The organism is Flavobacterium sp. CF108, assembly GCF_900129795.1.
GTDB lineage: Bacteria > Bacteroidota > Bacteroidia > Flavobacteriales > Flavobacteriaceae > Flavobacterium.
On the sequence record NZ_FQWW01000004.1, the window covers coordinates 121833 to 141022 of the forward strand.

Sequence of the window (19190 nt, forward strand, 5' to 3'; positions counted from 1 at the left end):
AATAACTGATTAAAGACACAAATAAATTAAAATAATACCACGAAGACACAAAATCTCAAAGTATTGTTTTATTATTTAGTTAAGATTTAAAAACTTTAAAAAAACCTTTGCGCCTTTGCGTCTTCGTGGCAAAACCCAAAAAAATATGCTCTCTGAAAGAACGGAAGAAATTGGAAAAATAATTGTAAACTCGGCATTTAAGGTTCATAAACAACTTGGACCTGGATTATTAGAAAGAGTTTATGAAGTTTGTTTAGCCCATGAAATTACAAAAGCTGGTCTTAATGTAAAACGCCAAATTGATATTCCCATTTTTTATGATGGAATTGAATTTAGCGAAGGATTAAGATTAGATTTACTAATTGAAGATTCTATAATTATAGAAATAAAAGCGGTTGAACAAATAAATCCGGTTTGGGAAGCACAAATTATAAGTCAATTAAAATTGCTGAATAAAGATTTAGGCTTTTTAATTAATTTCAATGTATCACTAATTAAAAGCGGTATCAGAAGATTTATAAATACAAAACGAGAGTATTAAACATTTTAAGTTAGCGCCTTAATGGCAAAAATAAAACCATTGTGTCTTTGTGACTTCGTGGCTAAAACAAAAAAACTTTGCGCCTTCGCGTCTTAGTGGCTAAAAAAGTAGTGCCTTATCATGCTAAAGCAATTTTTAAATTTAAAATTATCCCAAAAATTATCTCCACAGCAAATTCAGCTGATGAAGTTAATTCAATTGCCTACGCAAGCTTTTGAACAGCGTTTATTAGAAGAAATGAACGAAAATCCGGCTCTTGAAGCTGGAAAAGAAGAAGAATACGAAGCGGATGAATTCGCAAATGAAGACTACGACGATTATGATGATGCAGAATCTGACAGAATCGAAGCAGACGACATTAACATTGACGAATACTTAAGCGACGACGATACTCCAGATTACAAAACTCAGGTTAACAATTATAGTGATGATGAAGAACGCGAAACGCCTTTTGCTTCGCCAATTAGTTTTCATCAGGATTTAATCAATCAGCTGAATACTTTTATTTTGAACGATGAAGAACGCGAAATCGCGGAGTTTCTTGTGGGAAGTATTGACGATATGGGTTATATCCGCAGAAGCGTTCCGGATATTGTAGATGATATGGCTTTTACTCAGGGAATTTACACTGATGAAGCAATGGTCGAAAAAATGCTTCATGTCATTCACGAACTTGAACCTTCGGGAGTTGGAGCACGTGATTTACAGGAATGTTTATTATTACAATTAAAGCACAAAACACCAACCGAATATGTTGATTTAGCGATCGATATTATCGAAAATCAGTTTGATGCTTTTACGAAGAAACATTACGACAAATTATTACAGAAATACAGTGTTTCGAACGAACAGCTTAAAAAAGCGATTCACGAAATTGAAAGACTGAACCCAAAACCGGGCGGTTCTTTTACAGGCAATAATAAAGTTACAGAAAATATAGTTCCGGATTTTGCTATCAGAATTGTAGATGGAGAATTAGAACTGACTTTAAACGGACGAAATGCTCCTTCTTTGCACGTTTCTAAAGATTATCAGGAAATGATGCAGACTTATAAAGATTCTCGTGATAAATCGTCGGCGCAAAAAGATGCTGTTCAGTTTATCAAACAAAAACTGGATTCGGCTAAATGGTTTATTGACGCGATTAGACAACGTCAGGAAACGCTTTTTGTAACGATGAATGCGATTATGCATTATCAGGAAGAATTTTTCTTAGATGGTGACGAAACGAAACTAAAACCAATGATCTTAAAAGACATTGCCGATATGGTTGGTTTGGATATTTCGACGATTTCGCGTGTTGCTAACAGTAAATATGTTGAAACGCCATACGGAACAAAGCTTATCAAAGAATTTTTCTCTGAAGCGATGAAAAATGATCAGGGTGAAGATGTTTCGACTTTAGAAATCAAAAAGATCCTGAAGAATACCATTGAAGAAGAAGACAAAAGAAAACCGCTTCCAGACGATCAATTGGCCGAAATATTAAAAGAAAAAGGGTATCCAATTGCAAGAAGAACAATTGCTAAATACCGTGAACAGCTTGATATTCCGGTTGCGAGAATGAGAAAGAAAATTTAGGTTTTTCTTTTTAAACCATATAAGAAATATAAGTTCATTTAAAATATAAACCCCGATAGATTTTAAATCTATCGGGGTTTATTGTTATTTCCACATAATGTCAAACCGGATTAAAATCCGGCCCTACAATATAGCTCGAGCCGAAGGCTCTTTTGTAGTTCCAAAGGAACGAATTATTTTGTAGAGCTGGACTTCAGTCCAGTTTACATCAATTGATATTCCGTAGGAATATTTGATCGGTAGAAAAAAAATATTAACGTGTTTGAATTGTGTCCTGTAAGGGCCCTTGTTATTACGCAATTAAACACGAAATGTATTATTCGATTAATCAAACGTTCCTACGGAACGTATACCTCACAAACCAAATATTTTTCTACCAATGAAACATTCCCACGGAATGAATAACTTCTTTTAAAAACAACAAACCCGACAGGTTTTTAAAAACCTGTCGGGTTTGCCAACTAGTAAAAGTTTAAATTATTTATACTGATCCGGTAATATTTTCACCGTAAACAAGAATCCCTTCTTTTTATCGCTATAACTATAAATCAAAGTATAATCATTGTCTCTAAAAACCTGAAGTCCTGGATTTGCTTTTGCTGTACTTAAAAGACTTTTCTCAATTTCGTCCTGTATAACATTAACCTCAGCAACGTCTTTTTCTACATTTAGCAATGTCAAATTATACTGAACAACCCTTTCTTTATGCAAACTAACACTGTCTAAACGAATGCCTTCCTGAATTTTTAACGGACAGCTTTTATTATATTTTTCAACTAATTCTGTTATTTCAGTATTTACCTCATCTGCTTTTTCAGAAAGAAAAAATTGAAAAAAAACAGCTAAAGCCACCGCAATTCCAATCACAACTAATAGTAAGATATTTTGTTTTCTCATACTTTGCTTTTCTTGAATTGGTTATTAAAGTTAAATAGAATTTAATTTATTTTTCCTGATTTTTTTTCATTGCTTTAAAATAGGCAGCGCGGCTCAATGGCTCGTATTCTTCAGTTTCACCAAGCATTACCAATTTGTCATTATCCGTTTTACGGAAGCTGTAATTCGCAAGATTTCCGGTTCTGGTGCAAACGGCATGAACTTTCGTTACATATTCGGCAGTTGCCATAAGTGCCGGCATTGGCCCAAAAGGATTTCCCTTAAAATCCATATCAAGACCTGCAACTATCACGCGAATTCCCTGATTGGCAAGATCATTACAAATAGTAACAATTTCATCATCAAAAAACTGAGCTTCGTCAATACCAATAACGTCACAGCCTTGTGCTAAAATAGCAATATTGGCCGCAGCTGGAACTGGCGTAGAACGAATTTCGTTGGCATCGTGCGATACAACCATTTCGTCATGATAACGAGTATCAATAGCGGGTTTAAAAATTTCGACTCTTTGTTTGGCAAACTGGGCGCGTTTTAATCTGCGGATTAATTCCTCGGTTTTACCCGAAAACATTGATCCACAAATAACTTCAATCCAACCAAATTGTTCTTTGTGATTTACTGTATTTTCGAGAAACATTTTGTATTTTTCTGCCTTTAAAAATGAATAGTTTTTATTACTTTGTACTGGTAATAAATCGACGTAAAAATGTGCTGTTTTACATTTTTTCAAAAGTAGAAAATTTTTATCAAATCAGGGATTGGCAGACGCTTATTAACAGAAATAAAAAAATATCTATCAGATTTCCTTAAGAATAAAGACATTCAGACATCAAATACACTAAAATACCTTATTCACTATAATTTCAACAGTTATGAAAAAAAAATTGGAAGCCGATTTAATCAGCATTGCACATCGAATTTTAAAACTTAAAAATAAATCCGATATCAATCAATTATATCTTGAAACTCAGAAATTATACGAGAAATTAGCGATTTTAAAATTTGTCGATGAAAATTTTGACGAGGTAAAACCAACAATCAGCCACAGCGAAATCAGTTCTGAAATTGAAATTATTTTTGAAAAAGAAGAAGTTCAGACAGAAACTGCTGCTGCTCCAGCTATTGTTGAAGAAGTTGAAGCTGAAGAAACTCATGAAGTTCCAGTTGTTGAAGAAGTTAAGGAAGAAGAAACTCCTGAACCTGCGATTATCGAAGAAATAACAGCAGAAATTCCTGAAGAAACAACTCCCGAAGCTGTTCAAGAAATATCTGAAATACCTGTTGAAGAAAAAACAGAAGAACCAATTGCTGCAGAAATTCCTCAGCCAGAAGTTGCAGAAGAAATTGAAAAGGCAGAAGATTCAAAAAATAATATTGAAGAACTTTCGTTCACAACTGTAAATAATTTAAAACCAATTCCGGATTTCAAACCTGCTTTTGAGTTAGATACAGAAGAAATAAAAGAGGAAATTAAAGAAGAACCTAAAACAGAATCAAAAGGAACTCCAATTCCGATTGCATTTGAGGATTTCGGAATTAATTATGCCGATGCACAATTTGTAAAAGTGGACAGTTTCGAACCTGTTTCTTCTTCAAACAATGATTTAAAAGAGAAAAAGAATTTTGAAATCCCGGTTTTAGAAACTCCGAAAGAACCAAAATCAGTTTCTTTAAACGAAAAATTAGCAAAAGGTTTCCATATTGATTTAAATGACCGAATTGCTTTTACAAAAAATCTTTTCGGAAATAGTACTGAAGATTACAGTCGTGTTTTAAACCAATTATTAACTTTTGATTCTTATGCAGAAGCTAAAGATTTTATCGAAAACATGGTGAAACCGGATTATAATAATTGGGAAGGAAAAGACGATTACGCAGAACGTTTTCTTGGAATTATTGAGAAAAAATTTGCTTAGAAATAAAACACAAATTACACGAATTAGCACGAATTTTTTCTTTGTGAAATTTTTTAAAAGCACTTATAATCTGTGTTAATTCGTGAAATTCGTGTTATAATATAAAAAATATGTCAAAATTATATATCGTTCCAACGCCAATTGGCAATCTTGAAGACATGACTTTTAGAGCCATTCGGGTTTTGAAAGAAGTCGATTTGATTTTGGCTGAGGATACTCGAACAAGCGGAAAACTCCTGAAGCATTTTGAAATTGGCACGCACATGCACAGCCATCACATGCACAATGAGCATAAAACAACCGAAAATTTAATTGCACGTTTGAAAGCCGGCGAAACCATCGCTTTAATTTCTGACGCAGGAACTCCGGCAATTTCAGATCCGGGATTTTTGTTAACCCGCGCTTGTGTCGAAAATAAAATTGAAGTAGAATGTCTTCCGGGCGCAACGGCTTTTGTTCCGGCACTTGTAAACAGCGGGCTTCCAAATGATAAATTTATTTTTGAAGGTTTCCTACCTGATAAAAAAGGACGTCAGACTCGTTTTTTGGCTTTAGCCGAAGAAACCCGAACTATGATTTTATATGTTTCTCCGCATAAACTTGTTAAAACATTAGCTGAATTTATTCAGTATTTTGGAGAAGACCGACAAGTCTGCGTTTCAAGGGAATTATCAAAATTACACGAAGAAAATGTACGCGGAACGGCGAAAGAAGTTTTAGTGCATTTTGAAAAAACAGCTCCGCGCGGCGAAATCGTAGTTGTCGTTGCCGGAAAAACAATAATAAAAGAAGCCAAGAAAAGTAAATTTTCTAAAGACGAAGAAGAATAAAAAACAATATTGGCCACAGATTTCATTGATTAACTTAGATTATATTTAAGCTTGCCACGAATTACACCAATTATCACGAATTAAATTAGTGGAAATTCGTGCAATTCGTGGCAAAAAAAATCATTTTTAATCCTTTAATCTGTGGCAAAAAAAATAAATTAAATCATGAGCATACAAGCCTTTTTAGAAAAAGTAAAACAAACTCCAACTCAAATAACATTTCCTGAAACTATTGCAGTAATCGAAGAAAATTACAACTTTACACCAACTGCTTTTCAAAACGGAACTCAGCATAATGCTGCCGGAGAAAATTCAGGTTCTTGTAAATTATTTTCATTCGCAAAATTGCAAAATCTAAATAAGGAAGAAACTTTAGCGTGTTTTGGAGCTTTTTATTTTGAAGAAGTTTTAGGAGATCCAAACGGAACAAACCACCAAAACATTAGAAATTTTATCAACTTAGGCTGGGATGGAATCCAGTTTGAAGGCAATGCTTTGAATCTGAAATAAATACTAATACCTTTTTAAAATGAAGGAAAGACTAAAAGAAATCTCAATTATAATATTTCTGCTTATAATTGGCATTCCTTTGTGTATATTATTCTTTCCTATAATTCTGGTTTATTTGATATTTGAATTTTTTCAAAAAAAAGGATTCAAAAAAAGATATAGCAATTATTTAGTATCGATCGAAGGAAAAAAATTCTTCTGTTACAGCAACCGAAAAAACAATCATCATTATATCGAAAAAAATATTATTCCAAATCTCACAAATGACATTGAACCAGTTTTTCTTGAAGGTAAACGAATTAGAAATGAAGATAACCGAGAATATCTTTCACATATGTTACTAAACGTTTCTAAACGAAAAGGATTTCCATATATAATTAAAATTAGCAATGGAAAAGCGTTAGACATATCAATGAACAATGAATTTTACAATTTCAAAAGTCAAAATAAAAATCCTGAAGATTTAATAGTTTTAATAAACGCCAGTTTTGAGAATCTAAAATCTAAAGTCTAAAATCTACAATTAAAAAAATGCGTTGGACCATAAAACCAAAACCTTCTGAAGATAAAATCAAACATTTGGCGCAAGCCCTAAATGTAGAAGATTTTGTAGCAACACTTTTGATTCAGCGTGGCATTGATACATTTGAAGATGCCAAGAATTTCTTTCGTCCGTCATTAGAACATCTTCACGATCCATATTTAATGAAAGATATGGACAAAGCTGTTGCCCGAATAGAAAAGGCAATTGAAAATCAGGAAAACATATTAGTTTTTGGTGATTATGATGTTGACGGAACAACAGCAGTTTCTCTGGTTTCTTCCTATTTAAAATCACATTATTCCCATATTGCCACTTACATTCCAGATCGCTATGACGAAGGATATGGCATTTCCTATAAAGGAATTGACTATGCAGATGATAACGGAATTTCTTTAATCATCGCGCTCGACTGCGGAATAAAATCAATCGATCATATCGCTTATGCGAAAGCAAAAAACATAGATTTCATTATTTGCGATCACCACAGACCTGGAGAATTTCTTCCGGATGCGGTTGCAATTTTAGATCCAAAAAGAGAAGACTGTTCGTATCCTTATGACGAATTATGCGGTTGCGGTGTTGGTTTTAAATTGATTCAGGCTTTAGGTCAAAATCGAAATGAAACTATCGAAGATTTGGTTCCCTATCTGGATTTGGTGGCTACGGCAATTGCTGCAGACATTGTTCCGATAACAGGAGAAAATCGTGTTTTGGCATATTTCGGTTTGAAAGTAATTAATAGCGAACCAAGACCGGGAATTAAAGCTTTGGTGCATCAGGTAAAAAAGAAAGTTTTAGATATTACCGATGTTGTTTTTATCATTTCTCCCCGAATTAATGCTGCCGGGAGAATCAAACATGGAAATCATGCGGTTGAATTATTAACCGAATTTGATTTTGAACAAGCACAGCAATTTGCCTCAGAAATCGAACAATACAATGCAGACCGAAAAGATTTAGATAAAAAAATTACCAAAGAAGCATTTCAGCAAATTTTGGAAAATAAAGAAGAAGAACGTTTTTCTACAGTTGTTTTTCAGGAAGACTGGCACAAAGGCGTAATTGGGATTGTAGCTTCGAGATTAATTGAAACCTATTATCGCCCGACTTTAGTTTTCACTAAAAGCGGAGATAAATATGCCGCCTCTGCCCGATCTGTAAAAGGGTTTGATGTTTATAATGCACTCGATGCGTGTTCCCAACATTTGGAACAATTTGGAGGACATATGTATGCCGCTGGAATGACTTTGAAAGCAGAGAATTATCAAACTTTTAAAGAAGCTTTTGAAAAACAGGTTTCAGCAACAATTTTACCGGAATTGCGAACTCCTGAAATTGAAATTGATGCCGAAATAAATTTCTCTGATATTACACCAAAACTCATTCGGATTTTAAAACAATTTGAGCCTTTTGGCCCGCAGAATATGACACCGGTTTTTATGACTTCGGATATAAAAGATACAGGTTATGCCAAAACGCTGGGTGCTGAAGAAGAACATTTAAGACTTTTCGTTAAACAATCTAACTCCGATGGAATTGCCGCTATTGGCTTCGGACTCGGAAAAAAACTCAATATAGCACAAAATCAAAATCTGTTTCAATTGGCCTATACAATTGCCGAAAACGAATGGAACGGAACTATTTCAACACAACTCATGCTGAAAGACATTAGAACAAATGACAACTAAATCAAACAAACGAGATCCGTATCAGGCACTTCGTTACAGAGAATTCAACGTATTTTTATTACTTCGTTTCTGCATGGTTTTTGCCTGGGCGATGCAGTTTATCGTGATTGAATGGGAAGTTTACAGTTTAACTAAAAACCCGCTTTCGCTGGGAATTATTGGCTTAATGGAAGTTATTCCAGCCGTTGGTATGGCTTTATTTGCCGGACATATTGTGGACCAAAAAGAAAAGAAGGGATTACTGGTAAAATGTATTCTGGGGTTTTCGATAATTAGTTTTGGATTGTTTTTACTGACCTGGCCAAAAGTTGTTGGCGATTGGTCTCCAACTGTTATTTTATATTCCATTTATGCTTTAGTCTTTTTGGGCGGATTAGTTAGAGCTTTTCTTGGTCCAACTATTTTCTCTCTTTTATCGCTGATTATTCCTAAAAAAGCATATCCAAATGCTGCTACATGGAGCAGTTCGGTTTGGCAGATCGGAGCCGTGATGGGTCCGGCGCTGGCTGGATTCTCCATCAACTGGATTGGCGTTCACTGGTCAATGTGTCTGGTTTTTGGGTTCTCTCTTCTTTCATTAGTCGCTTTATCGCAAATCAGTACAAAACCAATCATAAATCCAAAGATTGGAGAATCGATAAAAGACAGTCTTACAGAAGGTTTAACATTTGTTTTTAAAAACCAAATTGTTTTAGGTGCCTTATCGCTCGATATGATTGCTGTACTTTTTGGAGGCGCAGTTGCATTACTGCCTGTTTTTGCTCAAGATATTTTAAAAGTCGGTTCTGAAGGTTTTGGAATATTAAGAGCTGCTCCTGCAGTTGGATCTTTTATTACAATGCTCGTTTCTGCTTATGTCCCTTTATATAAAAATGCAGGAAAGAAACTCTTAGTTGCCATATTTGTTTTCGGATTATCGATCATCTTATTTGGTCTTTCTACGTCATTCTGGCTTTCGGTTTTTGCTTTATTTTTGAGCGGACTTGCTGATGGAATTTCTGTAGTAATTCGCCAGACAATTTTACAGCTTAAAACGCCCGATCATATGCGTGGACGTGTTGGTGCTGTAAATTCAATTTTTGTTGGATCTTCTAATGAATTAGGTGCTTTTGAAAGTGGTGCAACTGCGAAATTGATGGGAACTGTTACATCGGTTGTTTTTGGGGGAAGCATCACACTTTTGACTGTTTTAGGCTTTGGTTTTATATCTCCTACCTTTAGGAATTTAGATCTTAATAAAGACATGGAAGATCATCATAATCAAGAATAATGAGAGTGCTTCTTCTTAGTTTCGTTTTAACAATGTCCTTTTTCGCAAATGGACAAAACCTTTATATCAAAACATACGGAAACGAAAAGAATAAACCTTTAATCTTCATACATGGAGGTCCAAGCGGCAACGCAACTTTATTTGAAGGAACAACAGCTCAAAATCTGGCTGATCAAGGTTTTTATGTTATTGCATACGATCGAAGAGGTGAAGGAAGATCTGCAGATCCTGATGCGAAGTTTACTTATGAAGAAGCTTTTCAGGATTTAAATTCAATCTATAAAAAATACCATTTAAAGAAAGCGGTTTTACTTAGCCATAGTTTTGGCGGTTTGGTTGCGACACTTTATACCAATAAATATCCGCAGAATGTAAGCGCTTTGGTTTTGGCCGGGGCTTTATTTTCTCAGCAGGAAACTTACGATCATATTTTAAATACGTTGAAGAAAAAATACAGCAATGATTCTGAACAATTAAAAAAAATAAATGATGTAGAGAATTTAAACAAGAATTCAGCCGAATATCGAAAAGGCTGTTTTGACCTTGCAAGTGAAAACGGCTTTTTTAAAATGCCAAATCCAACTACAGCATCTATAAAATTATATGCCGATTATGAAGCCGGAGAATTTTTTAAAACCAACATTCGGAACAAAAATGCGCCTTTGCTTTTTTATCAAAACGAAAAGCAAAATAACATCGACAGCAGGCCTTTTTTAAAGAAAATTAAAGCCAAAGGAGTTCCAATTTTCGCTATTTACGGAAAACAAGACGGTATTTTCTCTTCGGCGCAAATTACTTCAATTAAAAAACTGGCGGGCAAAGATCACTTCGCATTGTTAGACAATTGCTCACATTATCTTTTTGTTGATCAACAAATTGAATTTCTTTCTAACATAAAAAAATGGCTTAAATAGTTTTTTAAACCATATAAATGATATAAGGTAATTTAAGCTTTACGTTTAATACTTGTTAAATGAACTTATATCACTTATATGGTTCAATATTTTTTCATTTTTATGATTTTTTTATTTAGAATTAATATAAATAATATTTATATTTGTTGAAATAAAAGGATTTACGATGAGAGAAATAGAGAAGATATATCATAACAATTTTGGAATAGCCTTTTACTGGAAACAAAATAATCAAACCATTCTGGACAAAGTACAATTGATTTTTAAAGAAACAGGCTTTTATTTTAGTCTATCAGAATTGAATCAGTTTTGTGATTTAATCGAAGACAGTATGATGGAAAATACTTGCTGCGAAGCTTGCGAAATGAAATATTCCTGCCATAAATTTCTATTGAAAACGCCTTGCAATTCAATAGATCTTGCTGTTTCTATGACAGAATTAAAATCAATTAAAGATTTAGTTGAAGGCTCTTTATTTAAAATTGAATTAGACGAATATGTTTACGGAGTCGGTCTAAACTAGAAACATTCTAAATATTTTAACAACATTTTTTCATTATTGAAATATATTTTGATTGTATTCAAAATAAAGTATATTTACAACAATGAAAAAAATTGGCATTCTTTTTACCCTTGTTGTTTTATCAGTTTTCTTTACTAACTGCAGCAACAAATCTGATGAATATATTGATCCGCGCGGAACTGACTATGCCGGTTCTGAAAGCTGTATTCAATGTCATCAGGTTCAATACAACATGGCTTTACAGAGTTCTCACTTTAAAGCAACTGCTCCCGCAATTTCAGAAAATGTTTTAGGCGATTTTGACAAAGGCGATCATACTTTTATTTATGACAAAAACACCAAATTAGTCATGGAAAAACGCAACGATAGTCTTTATCAGGTTTTGTATAAAAACGGAAAAGAAGTCGAAGCACATCGATTTGAAATTGTTTTTGGTGCTAAACACGCACAGACCTCTGTTTACTGGCGTAATAATAATACATACGAATTGCCTGTTTCCTATTACAATTCTATACATAACTGGGCTACAAGTCCGGGATTTCCAGCTGATAAACCTTATTTTGACCGAATGGTGGTTAAAGATTGTTATTCGTGCCATGCATCAAATGCCAGCAGTAGGAGCGTAAATCAAAATTCTGAGGAGAAAAATTTTCTATCGATGGATGTTGAAGATGTTATCGACCAAAGAACCATTGTTTATGGAATTGATTGCGAGCGCTGTCACGGCCCTGCAAAAAAACACGTCGATTTTCATTTAAAAAACCCAAATGTAAAAGTTGCAAACAGCATTACGAGTTTTAAAACATTAAACCGACAGCAAAAACTGGATGCCTGCGCACTTTGCCACGCCGGAAATGACGGTATGAAAATGAAATCGCGTTTTGAATTTAAACCGGGAGATAATTTATCTGAGTTTTTTCGTGAAACCAGAAGTATTAACGATACAGCTAATTTTGATGTTCACGGAAATCAGTTTCGTTTAATGGCACAAAGCAAGTGTTTTATAAACAGCGACAAAATGGATTGTATTACATGTCATAATCCGCATGAAAATGCTTCTAAGAATATGGCTTCGTATTCTAAAATTTGTATGACATGTCATCAAGGTTTAAAACACAATGAACAAACACTGAAAACAATGCCTGAGAAATTATTGGCAGATAATTGTGTAGAATGTCATATGCCTAAAAAAGCATCAGGAGCAATTAAATTTCAGCTTTCGAACAGTAAACAACTTTCAGAATATATTCTGAGAACGCACAAAATTGGAATTTATCCAGCGAATAAAAAGTAGTTACGATTCAAATTTTTGAAGTTCGAAAGTTTCGCCGTCAAAAACACCGTAAGTAAAATATCCAATCCAATCGCCCAGATTTACATAGTTTGAATCTTGTCCTACCGGAATAATCATAGGTAAATGACGATGTCCGAAAATGAAATAATTGTAATGTTTGGTTTCTAATTTACGTTTGGCGTACAAAACCAGCCATTCGTTTTCTTCACCTAAAAACTTTACATCTTCGTCGCCGGAAATTAGCTTGTTTTTAACTGATAAATATTGTGCTAAACTTACGCCAACATCTGGATGAAGCCAGCGAAACAGCCATTTTGAAAACGGATTTGTAAATACCTTTTTCATTCGTTTATAACCTTTATCACCAGGACCTTTTCCGTCGCCGTGACCAATTAAAAAGGTTTTTCCGTTAAAAGTAAATTCTTTATTGTCGTGGTAAACCGGGATATTTAATTCGGTTTGAAAATAATCATTCATCCATAAATCATGATTTCCAACGAAAAAATAAATCGGAATGCCGCTGTCGCGAATTTCAGCCAGTTTTCCTAAAACACGAACAAAACCTTTTGGAACAACTGTTTTGTATTCGAACCAAAAATCAAATAAATCACCTAATAAAAAAATAGCTTCGGCATCTTCTTTAACCTTATCAAGCCAAGCCACAAATTTTTGCTCACGCGGCAGGCTCAACTCAGGAGTTGGCGCACCAAAATGTTGATCTGAAGCAAAATATATTTTTTTCATTTAGATTATTAGATTGTTAGACTTCTTAGATTTTTAGACTTTTGTCTCTCTGAGCGAAGTCGAAGAGTTTGGAATTTGGAATTTAAAAAATTGAATATTTACAAATTATCACTTGCGTACCATTCTGCAAATGAAGATTCAGTTTCCTGAAGTTTAAGTGAGAAAAGAGAAATTCCAGACGGAAGTCTTGCGATGATTCTTTCTGCAAAATCTACCACCATGTTTTCACTTGTTGGCTGATAATCCACCAAAATCACATGATGTCCGCGGTTTTTTAATTCGTTTGCTAATTCGACATGCGGCGTTGTTTGGTTAAAAACAGTTGCATGATCGAACTGATCGACGATTTCTTCTTTTACAATTTTCTTTAGATCAGAAAAGTCAATCACCATTCCGAATTTCACATTAGACCTGTCAGTGATTGGCGAGCCAATAACGGTTACCGACAATTTATAACTGTGCCCGTGAACGTTCTTGCATTTTCCGTCGTAACCGTACAATGCATGCCCGGTTTCGAAACTAAATTGTTTTGTAATTCTGATATTACTCATCGATTTTTAATTTAAGGTTGCAAATTTACAAATTAATAACCGTTTTTGTCTCTTTTTTTGGCTCTGATATACATCCAGTAAGCAATTCCTATCAAAAACAGGAACGGAATAAAAGATCCAATCAAAACTCCAATTTGATAACCGCTGTCTGGAGCGTTTTTAATTTTCTCCGCAACATCGACTTTTTGAAATAATGAAATGAGTTTCATTTGAACTTATATTTATTGTTATTTTTTATTTAGCCACAGATTAAAAAGGATTAATCGGATTATTAAAAAGCGTTTAATCTGTAGAAAAAATTACTTTTTAAATTGTCTCAAGGCATTTCTGCTAAAATCAGACAAAACCAATTTCCCTGTTATTGAAGCGCGTTCAATTAGCAACGATTCCCATTGTTCTGTACCTTCCCAAATAATCTTTTTCATTTCCTGAAGTGCTTCCGGATTGTATGAACTTAATTTTTTAGCAAAATTCTGAACATCATTATCTAGATTAGAAGCATCACATAAAACAGAATAAAGTCCTTTTTGAAAAGCCCATTCTGCTGTTTTCCATTGCTCGGCCGCTAATGTCATTTCGGCCATCGCTGTTTTACCAATTTTTCTAGAAACAGCCGGTTCGATCACAAAAGGTCCAATTCCGATAGCGAGTTCCGACAATTTCACATCACTTAATAATGTTGCAAAAGTATAATCGCAAGCCGCAATAATCCCTACGCCTCCACCAACTGCTTTTCCCTGAACGCGGCCAATAATCAATTTATTGCAATTACGCATTGCATTTAGCAAATGAGCAAAACCAGAGAAAAATTCTGCTCCTTGTTCTTCGTTTTCAACTTGTAAAAGTTCATCAAATGAAGCTCCAGAGCAAAAAGCTTTTGCACCCTGACTTTTTAAAATGATAACCGAAACATTCTCGTTTCGGCTCAATTCATTAATTTCTGTTGTCAATTGATTTAATAATTCACGCGGAAAAGAATTACTGGCAGGATGCCCAAACTGCACTGTGGCAATTGTATCTTGAAAAGAAGTTTCTAAAGATCCTTTTGTATTTTCTAAACTCATAAAAATATTTTTAAACGTAAAGTTACGGTTTTGAAAAATATTTTGTCTGATAGGTTCTGAAATTTGTTTTTTGATAAATATTTGACTTTATTTGTTAACGCTTTTGGGGGATTAGCTCATTTGGCTAGAGCGTCCCGATGGAAAATCGGGATGGTGATAGTTCGAATCGGATATTTTCCACAAAACAAGGGGGATTAGCTCATTTGGCTAGAGCGCTTGCCTGGCAGGCAAGAGGTGATCGGTTCGAATCCGATATTCTCCACAATTTTTTACAATTTTATCACAACAAAAATACCCGAACAAAAACGTTCGGGTATTTTCATTTATAGCCATTATGTTTTATACTTATATTCTTTATTCAGCTACTCTTAACAAATATTATATTGGTTCTTGTCAAGATATTCAGAAACGTCTGCAAGATCATTTAAATAGTCGAAGTAAATTTACTAAGGTTATAAAAGATTGGGAATTGAAACATTACGAAAGTTTTGAAACCCGAAGCGATGCGATGAAAAGAGAGTTGCAAATAAAAAAAATGAAGAGCCGTAAATACATTGAAAGCTTAATAGAAACAAAAGGCTAGAGTATCCCGATGCATCGGGAGGGTGACCGGTTCGAATCCGGTATTCTCCACAAAACAAAACCCTTGTAAATTTAGTTTTACAAGGGTTTCTTTTTTTATCCAACTCCAACATTTCTACACATTCTTGTCATTTTCGACGAAAGGAGAAATCGCACTAGAGAATCGACAAAGATTGGCGACTTAATGCATAGAGTTACGAGTGCGATTTCTCCTTTCGTCAAAAATGACAAACTGCATCTAATATCTCAAGATAATTTATTTTTCATTCGCCGAATCCTCAGCATCAACTCTGTCTTTTTTTGCTTTTTTGAAATCATTATTCAGCAAATCAGTAAGCTTCTTTTTTTCCTTTTGATTTTTTCTAATTGTTAACACAACTAAAATAATAACCAAAACTGCTACACCCCCTATTACAATCCAATTAATTTCCATAATCTTAATTTTTAATTAAAATTAAAAATTTAAAACTACACTCCATATTATCAAAATGTTAAGCATTATTTTTTGAGCTTTATTTTAAACGTGGAGGCTTAAGAAAGGCATCTTTTTCATTGAAGTGAGATTAGAAAGCTTTTTGTTTTGTGAAAACTTTTTTTACATTTATAATCGTTAATCACTATCAATTATAAACTTAAAAAGTACATTTAAATACCCCGTTTATGAATATTAAATTACCAGCATTACTCGCCGCGACAGCTTTATTATTTTTTTCTTGTAACGATAAAAAAACCATAGAAGACAAAGAAATACCCGCAGTTGACAAAACTGCAACGGTAGAAAATGATACAATAGAAGAAGAATCAGCTCCCAGAAAAGAAAGCATTAATTTATTTACGATTATGCCAAAAGACAGCAGCGATATTGCTTTTATCTCGCTTTCGGATATATACCCAATTGGTGATGAAAAAGATACGCTTGCTTTACCCAATCTTGAAAAAATAGGAAAAAACAATGCTGAATATTTCACGTTTGATAAAATCTACAGAAAAAGATTTTTATCCAAAACCAATATCTCCGAAAACGATTCTGTTTTCGTATTAGATTATGCCAAAAACAAACTGGCTTCTTTTGCCGTAAAAAATCTAAAAACGGCTGCGTTGCTAAACGGTTATTCTTCTGGTGAAGATTGGCCTTATCACAACTATGATTACATGATTGGCTTCGAAATCAATAAAAAATACTTGAACGGTTTCAGCGAATATTATAGAGATGCTATAGTGTATGTTGGCAAAGAAAATCCGTTTTCAAAAGAGCGTTTAAAACCAATTGCATGGAAAAAAATTGCTAAAAAAGACTATCCTTCTAAAACATTGAAAAATGAAGACCGCACTTTATTAAAGAACACAGTATCAGGTAATACCTATTTATTTAAAACAGATAGTTATAATTATTTTTTACAAGACTATCTTGATGATCACAAAATAATTTATGCCAGACGTCTTTTAGTTGCCGATTCTAAAACCAACGATATTATTATCGAAAAACTTTACAGCCAAAGCGAAGGCACCTCTCCTGCTCCGCTTAATTATGAAGATGGACCCGATGCAAACCAATGGACAGGAAAACTTTTTAAAGACAAACCGCAAGTTGTTTTCGGCTTTTTGTATGAATCATTTGGGTGTCCGGGAATTTCAATTATTGATAAATCAAACGAAGAAATTTATCTGCAATGTGATAATCGTCATTAAGAAACCGAACAAATATTGTACAACTCAAAACCTTAAATCATGTCTGAATTAAGCTCTTTATATTGTAAAGTAAAAATCACAAAACCGCAGCTTGAAAAGTTTTTAAACAGTCCGCTTGAAGAACCGGAATTAAATAAAAACTGGCTCGATTGGTGGAACAGTCGCAAAATGTATTCAAAAATGGAATTGACTCCAGAATTACTGCGTACTTATAACGACGATACTAATGAAGAAGTTATTGACGGCTGGATTGATTATCCAGAAGCAATGGCTTTTTCAGATTATGATGAAGCTGCCGAAGAATGGCATTGGGGAATGATGTTTTTCAGTCAGAATTTTACAGAAATGATACCCATGTTTGCCTATATCATCAGCTTGGAAAAATACGTGATTGAAAGCACAGAAAACCAAGCGATTGTTTTTCCTTTCTTTTGGGGAGATAATGCTGTTCATGCTTATATTCATTTTGAAAATGGAAAAGCAATATTGAACCCGAAAGCGCAGACTTTAAAAGATGTAGACCCGAAATTTATTGAACAGACAAAAGATTTTCTCAACAAAAAATGGGATCAGCTGGCGAAAGAAATGGATTTAGATAATTTGGATTAATATAATCCCTACGGGATATTTTTTTGGTGGGTTTTTTATATAATCTACCGATATGTAACTCCTAACGGAGTTTTTTTTAATTAGATTTTAATAAACAAATATCATACACAAAATTCAACAAATATTTTTCTACCGATATTTAATTTCTACGAAATACTCCGGTAGGAGTTACATATCGGTAGAAAAAACATTACACATACAGACATTTGTCCCGTAGGGACTTTATAGATCTAGATAATTAGATTCAAAAGTTTTTATTCCAACAACAAAAGCGTTCTATTTGTCAATTCATTTTTATATTTCAAAACGTCATCCACACTACTTAATAAATACTCATTATTTTCGATTACAATCTTCAATTTTGCATCAGTAAAAACCAATTTACAAATCACCTTTTTTAAATTATCATCTACACTAATATTAAAAAAGCTTTTAAAATCTTTAAAGAAAATTCTCTGACTCGGAATCTTTTTATTTTGTATTAATAAAGTCCTAATGGTATGATAAGCCTGAATTTCTGTTTCGGTTGTTATAATTCCTCCTGTGTTTGAGGTAGATTCTGAAAGCACTTTTTTATCATATAAAGATTTTAACAAAGCCGAATTAATCATATTGATCATTTTACCTTGCGTTTCTTCAGTGAATTTTGTTTTGAAATTCATGTTCCGATGAATAATTTTCAGCAAATCTTTTGAAGGCACAATAAATTCTTTTAACAAACTTGCTTCAAAATCTTCGGCAAAAACACAATCTTGTGCTGTTTTTATAATTTCATTTATAACCACATATCTCTTGTCAAATTTGATTAAAGTCTCTAAATCTTTATCAGAATAATTATTCCAATTAAACACAAAAAAAGGTTTCGTATCAATAACGTTGGGGAGCAATATATCTGAATAAAATCTATATTCAATTCCGTTAGTTAATATTGCAATTCTGGAACTTTTCGTATTATTAAAATATCCATTAAGTTGTCCCGCTTCTTTGTCACTAAGTTTACTATTGTACTTTTTTGCTTCAATTAAAATTGTTTCTTTTTTATTGAGTAAAATAGCATAATCAATTTTTTGACTTACTCGTTCTCCAAAATCAGCATTAAATTCTGGTATTAAATCATTCGAGATATAATTTAAAAGATGAAAAAAAGGTTCAATTAAAAACTTACGAGTTTGAGCTTCGTTTGTGCACAATTCAATTGCGTCATTAATTTTGAAATTCTCAAGAGTTTTTTTTAACTGATTGATAGACTGTTTGGGAATACTTGTAGTCATTTTTTGGTGGTGGTTAGTTAGACAAAGTTCAAGAATCAAAACTAGGCAAATGAAATAGATAAAATAATAATGTTTTAAAAATCAATATTTTAAAAACATTATTTATCAAAACAAATATCTTGAATTAATTAAGCAAACATTTACGGAAAACCGTATTTATTAAAATTAATGT

22 protein-coding genes and 2 tRNA genes are annotated in these 19190 nt (G+C 33.4%); 16 read left to right on the forward strand and 8 right to left on the reverse strand.

Annotated features, from left to right (window positions below):
* The first annotated feature begins 145 nt into the window (after positions 1-145).
* Complete coding sequence (locus BUE10_RS12255) at positions 146-541, forward strand: GxxExxY protein (RefSeq protein ID WP_073485471.1); 396 nt, start codon at positions 146-148, stop codon at positions 539-541.
* Between the two features lie 120 nt (positions 542-661).
* On the forward strand, positions 662-2122 hold the full coding sequence (gene rpoN, locus BUE10_RS12260) for an RNA polymerase factor sigma-54 (RefSeq protein ID WP_073485473.1): 1461 nt from the start codon (positions 662-664) through the stop codon (positions 2120-2122).
* A gap of 477 nt (positions 2123-2599) precedes the next feature.
* Here rpoN and BUE10_RS12265 read toward each other — a convergent pair whose 3' ends face one another.
* Together BUE10_RS12265 and BUE10_RS12270 are read right to left on the reverse strand one after the other, a co-directional pair.
* Positions 2600-3019: a hypothetical protein gene (locus tag BUE10_RS12265; RefSeq protein ID WP_073485474.1), complete on the reverse strand. Its 420-nt coding sequence runs from the start codon at positions 3017-3019 to the stop codon at positions 2600-2602.
* A gap of 46 nt (positions 3020-3065) precedes the next feature.
* On the reverse strand, positions 3066-3656 hold the full coding sequence (locus BUE10_RS12270; protein ID WP_056208967.1) for a thymidine kinase: 591 nt from the start codon (positions 3654-3656) through the stop codon (positions 3066-3068).
* A 235-nt stretch (positions 3657-3891) separates the two neighbouring features.
* Here BUE10_RS12270 and BUE10_RS12275 point away from each other — a divergent pair, with 235 nt between their 5' ends.
* The 9 genes from BUE10_RS12275 (at position 3892) to BUE10_RS12315 (ending at position 12508) form a co-directional block, all read left to right on the forward strand.
* A complete protein-coding gene (locus BUE10_RS12275) occupies positions 3892-4935 on the forward strand; it encodes a hypothetical protein (protein WP_073485476.1) in 1044 nt (347 codons plus the stop codon).
* A 110-nt stretch (positions 4936-5045) separates the two neighbouring features.
* The gene (rsmI, locus tag BUE10_RS12280) at positions 5046-5765 is read left to right on the forward strand and encodes a 16S rRNA (cytidine(1402)-2'-O)-methyltransferase (protein ID WP_073485478.1); all 720 of its coding nucleotides are present in this window, start codon (positions 5046-5048) and stop codon (positions 5763-5765) included.
* A gap of 165 nt (positions 5766-5930) precedes the next feature.
* Positions 5931-6275 (forward strand): HopJ type III effector protein, encoded by a 345-nt coding sequence (locus BUE10_RS12285; RefSeq protein WP_073485480.1) that lies wholly within the window; start codon positions 5931-5933, stop codon positions 6273-6275.
* A 19-nt stretch (positions 6276-6294) separates the two neighbouring features.
* Complete coding sequence (locus tag BUE10_RS12290; protein ID WP_073485481.1) at positions 6295-6789, forward strand: hypothetical protein; 495 nt, start codon at positions 6295-6297, stop codon at positions 6787-6789.
* 17 nt (positions 6790-6806) lie between these two features.
* Positions 6807-8507 carry a single-stranded-DNA-specific exonuclease RecJ gene (recJ, locus tag BUE10_RS12295; protein WP_073485483.1) on the forward strand — a complete coding sequence of 567 codons (1701 nt, stop codon included), beginning with the start codon at positions 6807-6809 and terminating at the stop codon, positions 8505-8507.
* Complete coding sequence (locus BUE10_RS12300) at positions 8497-9777, forward strand: MFS transporter (protein WP_073485485.1); 1281 nt, start codon at positions 8497-8499, stop codon at positions 9775-9777. Before recJ ends, BUE10_RS12300 begins: the two co-directional genes overlap by 11 nt.
* The gene (locus tag BUE10_RS12305) at positions 9777-10691 is read left to right on the forward strand and encodes an alpha/beta fold hydrolase (protein ID WP_083598070.1); all 915 of its coding nucleotides are present in this window, start codon (positions 9777-9779) and stop codon (positions 10689-10691) included. The genes BUE10_RS12300 and BUE10_RS12305 overlap by 1 nt, the downstream gene beginning before the upstream one ends.
* A 166-nt stretch (positions 10692-10857) precedes the next feature.
* Positions 10858-11214: a hypothetical protein gene (locus tag BUE10_RS12310; RefSeq protein ID WP_073485488.1), complete on the forward strand. Its 357-nt coding sequence runs from the start codon at positions 10858-10860 to the stop codon at positions 11212-11214.
* Between the two features lie 82 nt (positions 11215-11296).
* Positions 11297-12508: a cytochrome c3 family protein gene (locus tag BUE10_RS12315; protein ID WP_073485489.1), complete on the forward strand. Its 1212-nt coding sequence runs from the start codon at positions 11297-11299 to the stop codon at positions 12506-12508.
* Here BUE10_RS12315 and BUE10_RS12320 read toward each other — a convergent pair whose 3' ends face one another.
* The 4 genes from BUE10_RS12320 to BUE10_RS12330 all read right to left on the reverse strand — a co-directional run bounded on the left by BUE10_RS12320 (position 12509) and on the right by BUE10_RS12330 (position 14867).
* Positions 12509-13252 (reverse strand): UDP-2,3-diacylglucosamine diphosphatase, encoded by a 744-nt coding sequence (locus BUE10_RS12320; protein ID WP_073485491.1) that lies wholly within the window; start codon positions 13250-13252, stop codon positions 12509-12511.
* Between the two features lie 98 nt (positions 13253-13350).
* Positions 13351-13803 (reverse strand): 6-pyruvoyl trahydropterin synthase family protein, encoded by a 453-nt coding sequence (locus BUE10_RS12325; RefSeq protein WP_053473283.1) that lies wholly within the window; start codon positions 13801-13803, stop codon positions 13351-13353.
* Between the two features lie 32 nt (positions 13804-13835).
* Complete coding sequence (locus BUE10_RS24120) at positions 13836-14012, reverse strand: hypothetical protein (protein ID WP_165590700.1); 177 nt, start codon at positions 14010-14012, stop codon at positions 13836-13838.
* 90 nt (positions 14013-14102) lie between these two features.
* On the reverse strand, positions 14103-14867 hold the full coding sequence (locus tag BUE10_RS12330; RefSeq protein WP_073485493.1) for an enoyl-CoA hydratase/isomerase family protein: 765 nt from the start codon (positions 14865-14867) through the stop codon (positions 14103-14105).
* A gap of 188 nt (positions 14868-15055) precedes the next feature.
* Between BUE10_RS12330 and BUE10_RS12340 the strand changes: the two genes are divergently transcribed.
* The 3 genes from BUE10_RS12340 (at position 15056) to BUE10_RS24020 (ending at position 15500) form a co-directional block, all read left to right on the forward strand.
* A tRNA-Ala gene (locus BUE10_RS12340) sits at positions 15056-15129 on the forward strand.
* 72 nt (positions 15130-15201) lie between these two features.
* Positions 15202-15450, forward strand: a complete 249-nt coding sequence (locus BUE10_RS12345) for a GIY-YIG nuclease family protein (RefSeq protein WP_073485495.1) — start codon at positions 15202-15204, stop codon at positions 15448-15450.
* Positions 15424-15500 (forward strand) — tRNA-OTHER (locus BUE10_RS24020). The genes BUE10_RS12345 and BUE10_RS24020 overlap by 27 nt, the downstream gene beginning before the upstream one ends.
* A gap of 205 nt (positions 15501-15705) precedes the next feature.
* Here BUE10_RS24020 and BUE10_RS24125 read toward each other — a convergent pair.
* A complete protein-coding gene (locus tag BUE10_RS24125; RefSeq protein ID WP_177178060.1) occupies positions 15706-15882 on the reverse strand; it encodes a hypothetical protein in 177 nt (58 codons plus the stop codon).
* A gap of 227 nt (positions 15883-16109) precedes the next feature.
* Here BUE10_RS24125 and BUE10_RS12350 point away from each other — a divergent pair, with 227 nt between their 5' ends.
* Both BUE10_RS12350 and BUE10_RS12355 read left to right on the forward strand, forming a co-directional pair.
* Positions 16110-17138 (forward strand): oxidoreductase, encoded by a 1029-nt coding sequence (locus tag BUE10_RS12350; RefSeq protein WP_073485496.1) that lies wholly within the window; start codon positions 16110-16112, stop codon positions 17136-17138.
* Positions 17139-17177: 39 nt separating this feature from the next.
* Positions 17178-17747: a hypothetical protein gene (locus tag BUE10_RS12355; RefSeq protein WP_073485498.1), complete on the forward strand. Its 570-nt coding sequence runs from the start codon at positions 17178-17180 to the stop codon at positions 17745-17747.
* 254 nt (positions 17748-18001) lie between these two features.
* Here BUE10_RS12355 and BUE10_RS12360 read toward each other — a convergent pair whose 3' ends face one another.
* Positions 18002-19018 (reverse strand): type I restriction enzyme HsdR N-terminal domain-containing protein, encoded by a 1017-nt coding sequence (locus tag BUE10_RS12360; RefSeq protein ID WP_073485500.1) that lies wholly within the window; start codon positions 19016-19018, stop codon positions 18002-18004.
* Positions 19019-19190: the final 172 nt, after the last annotated feature.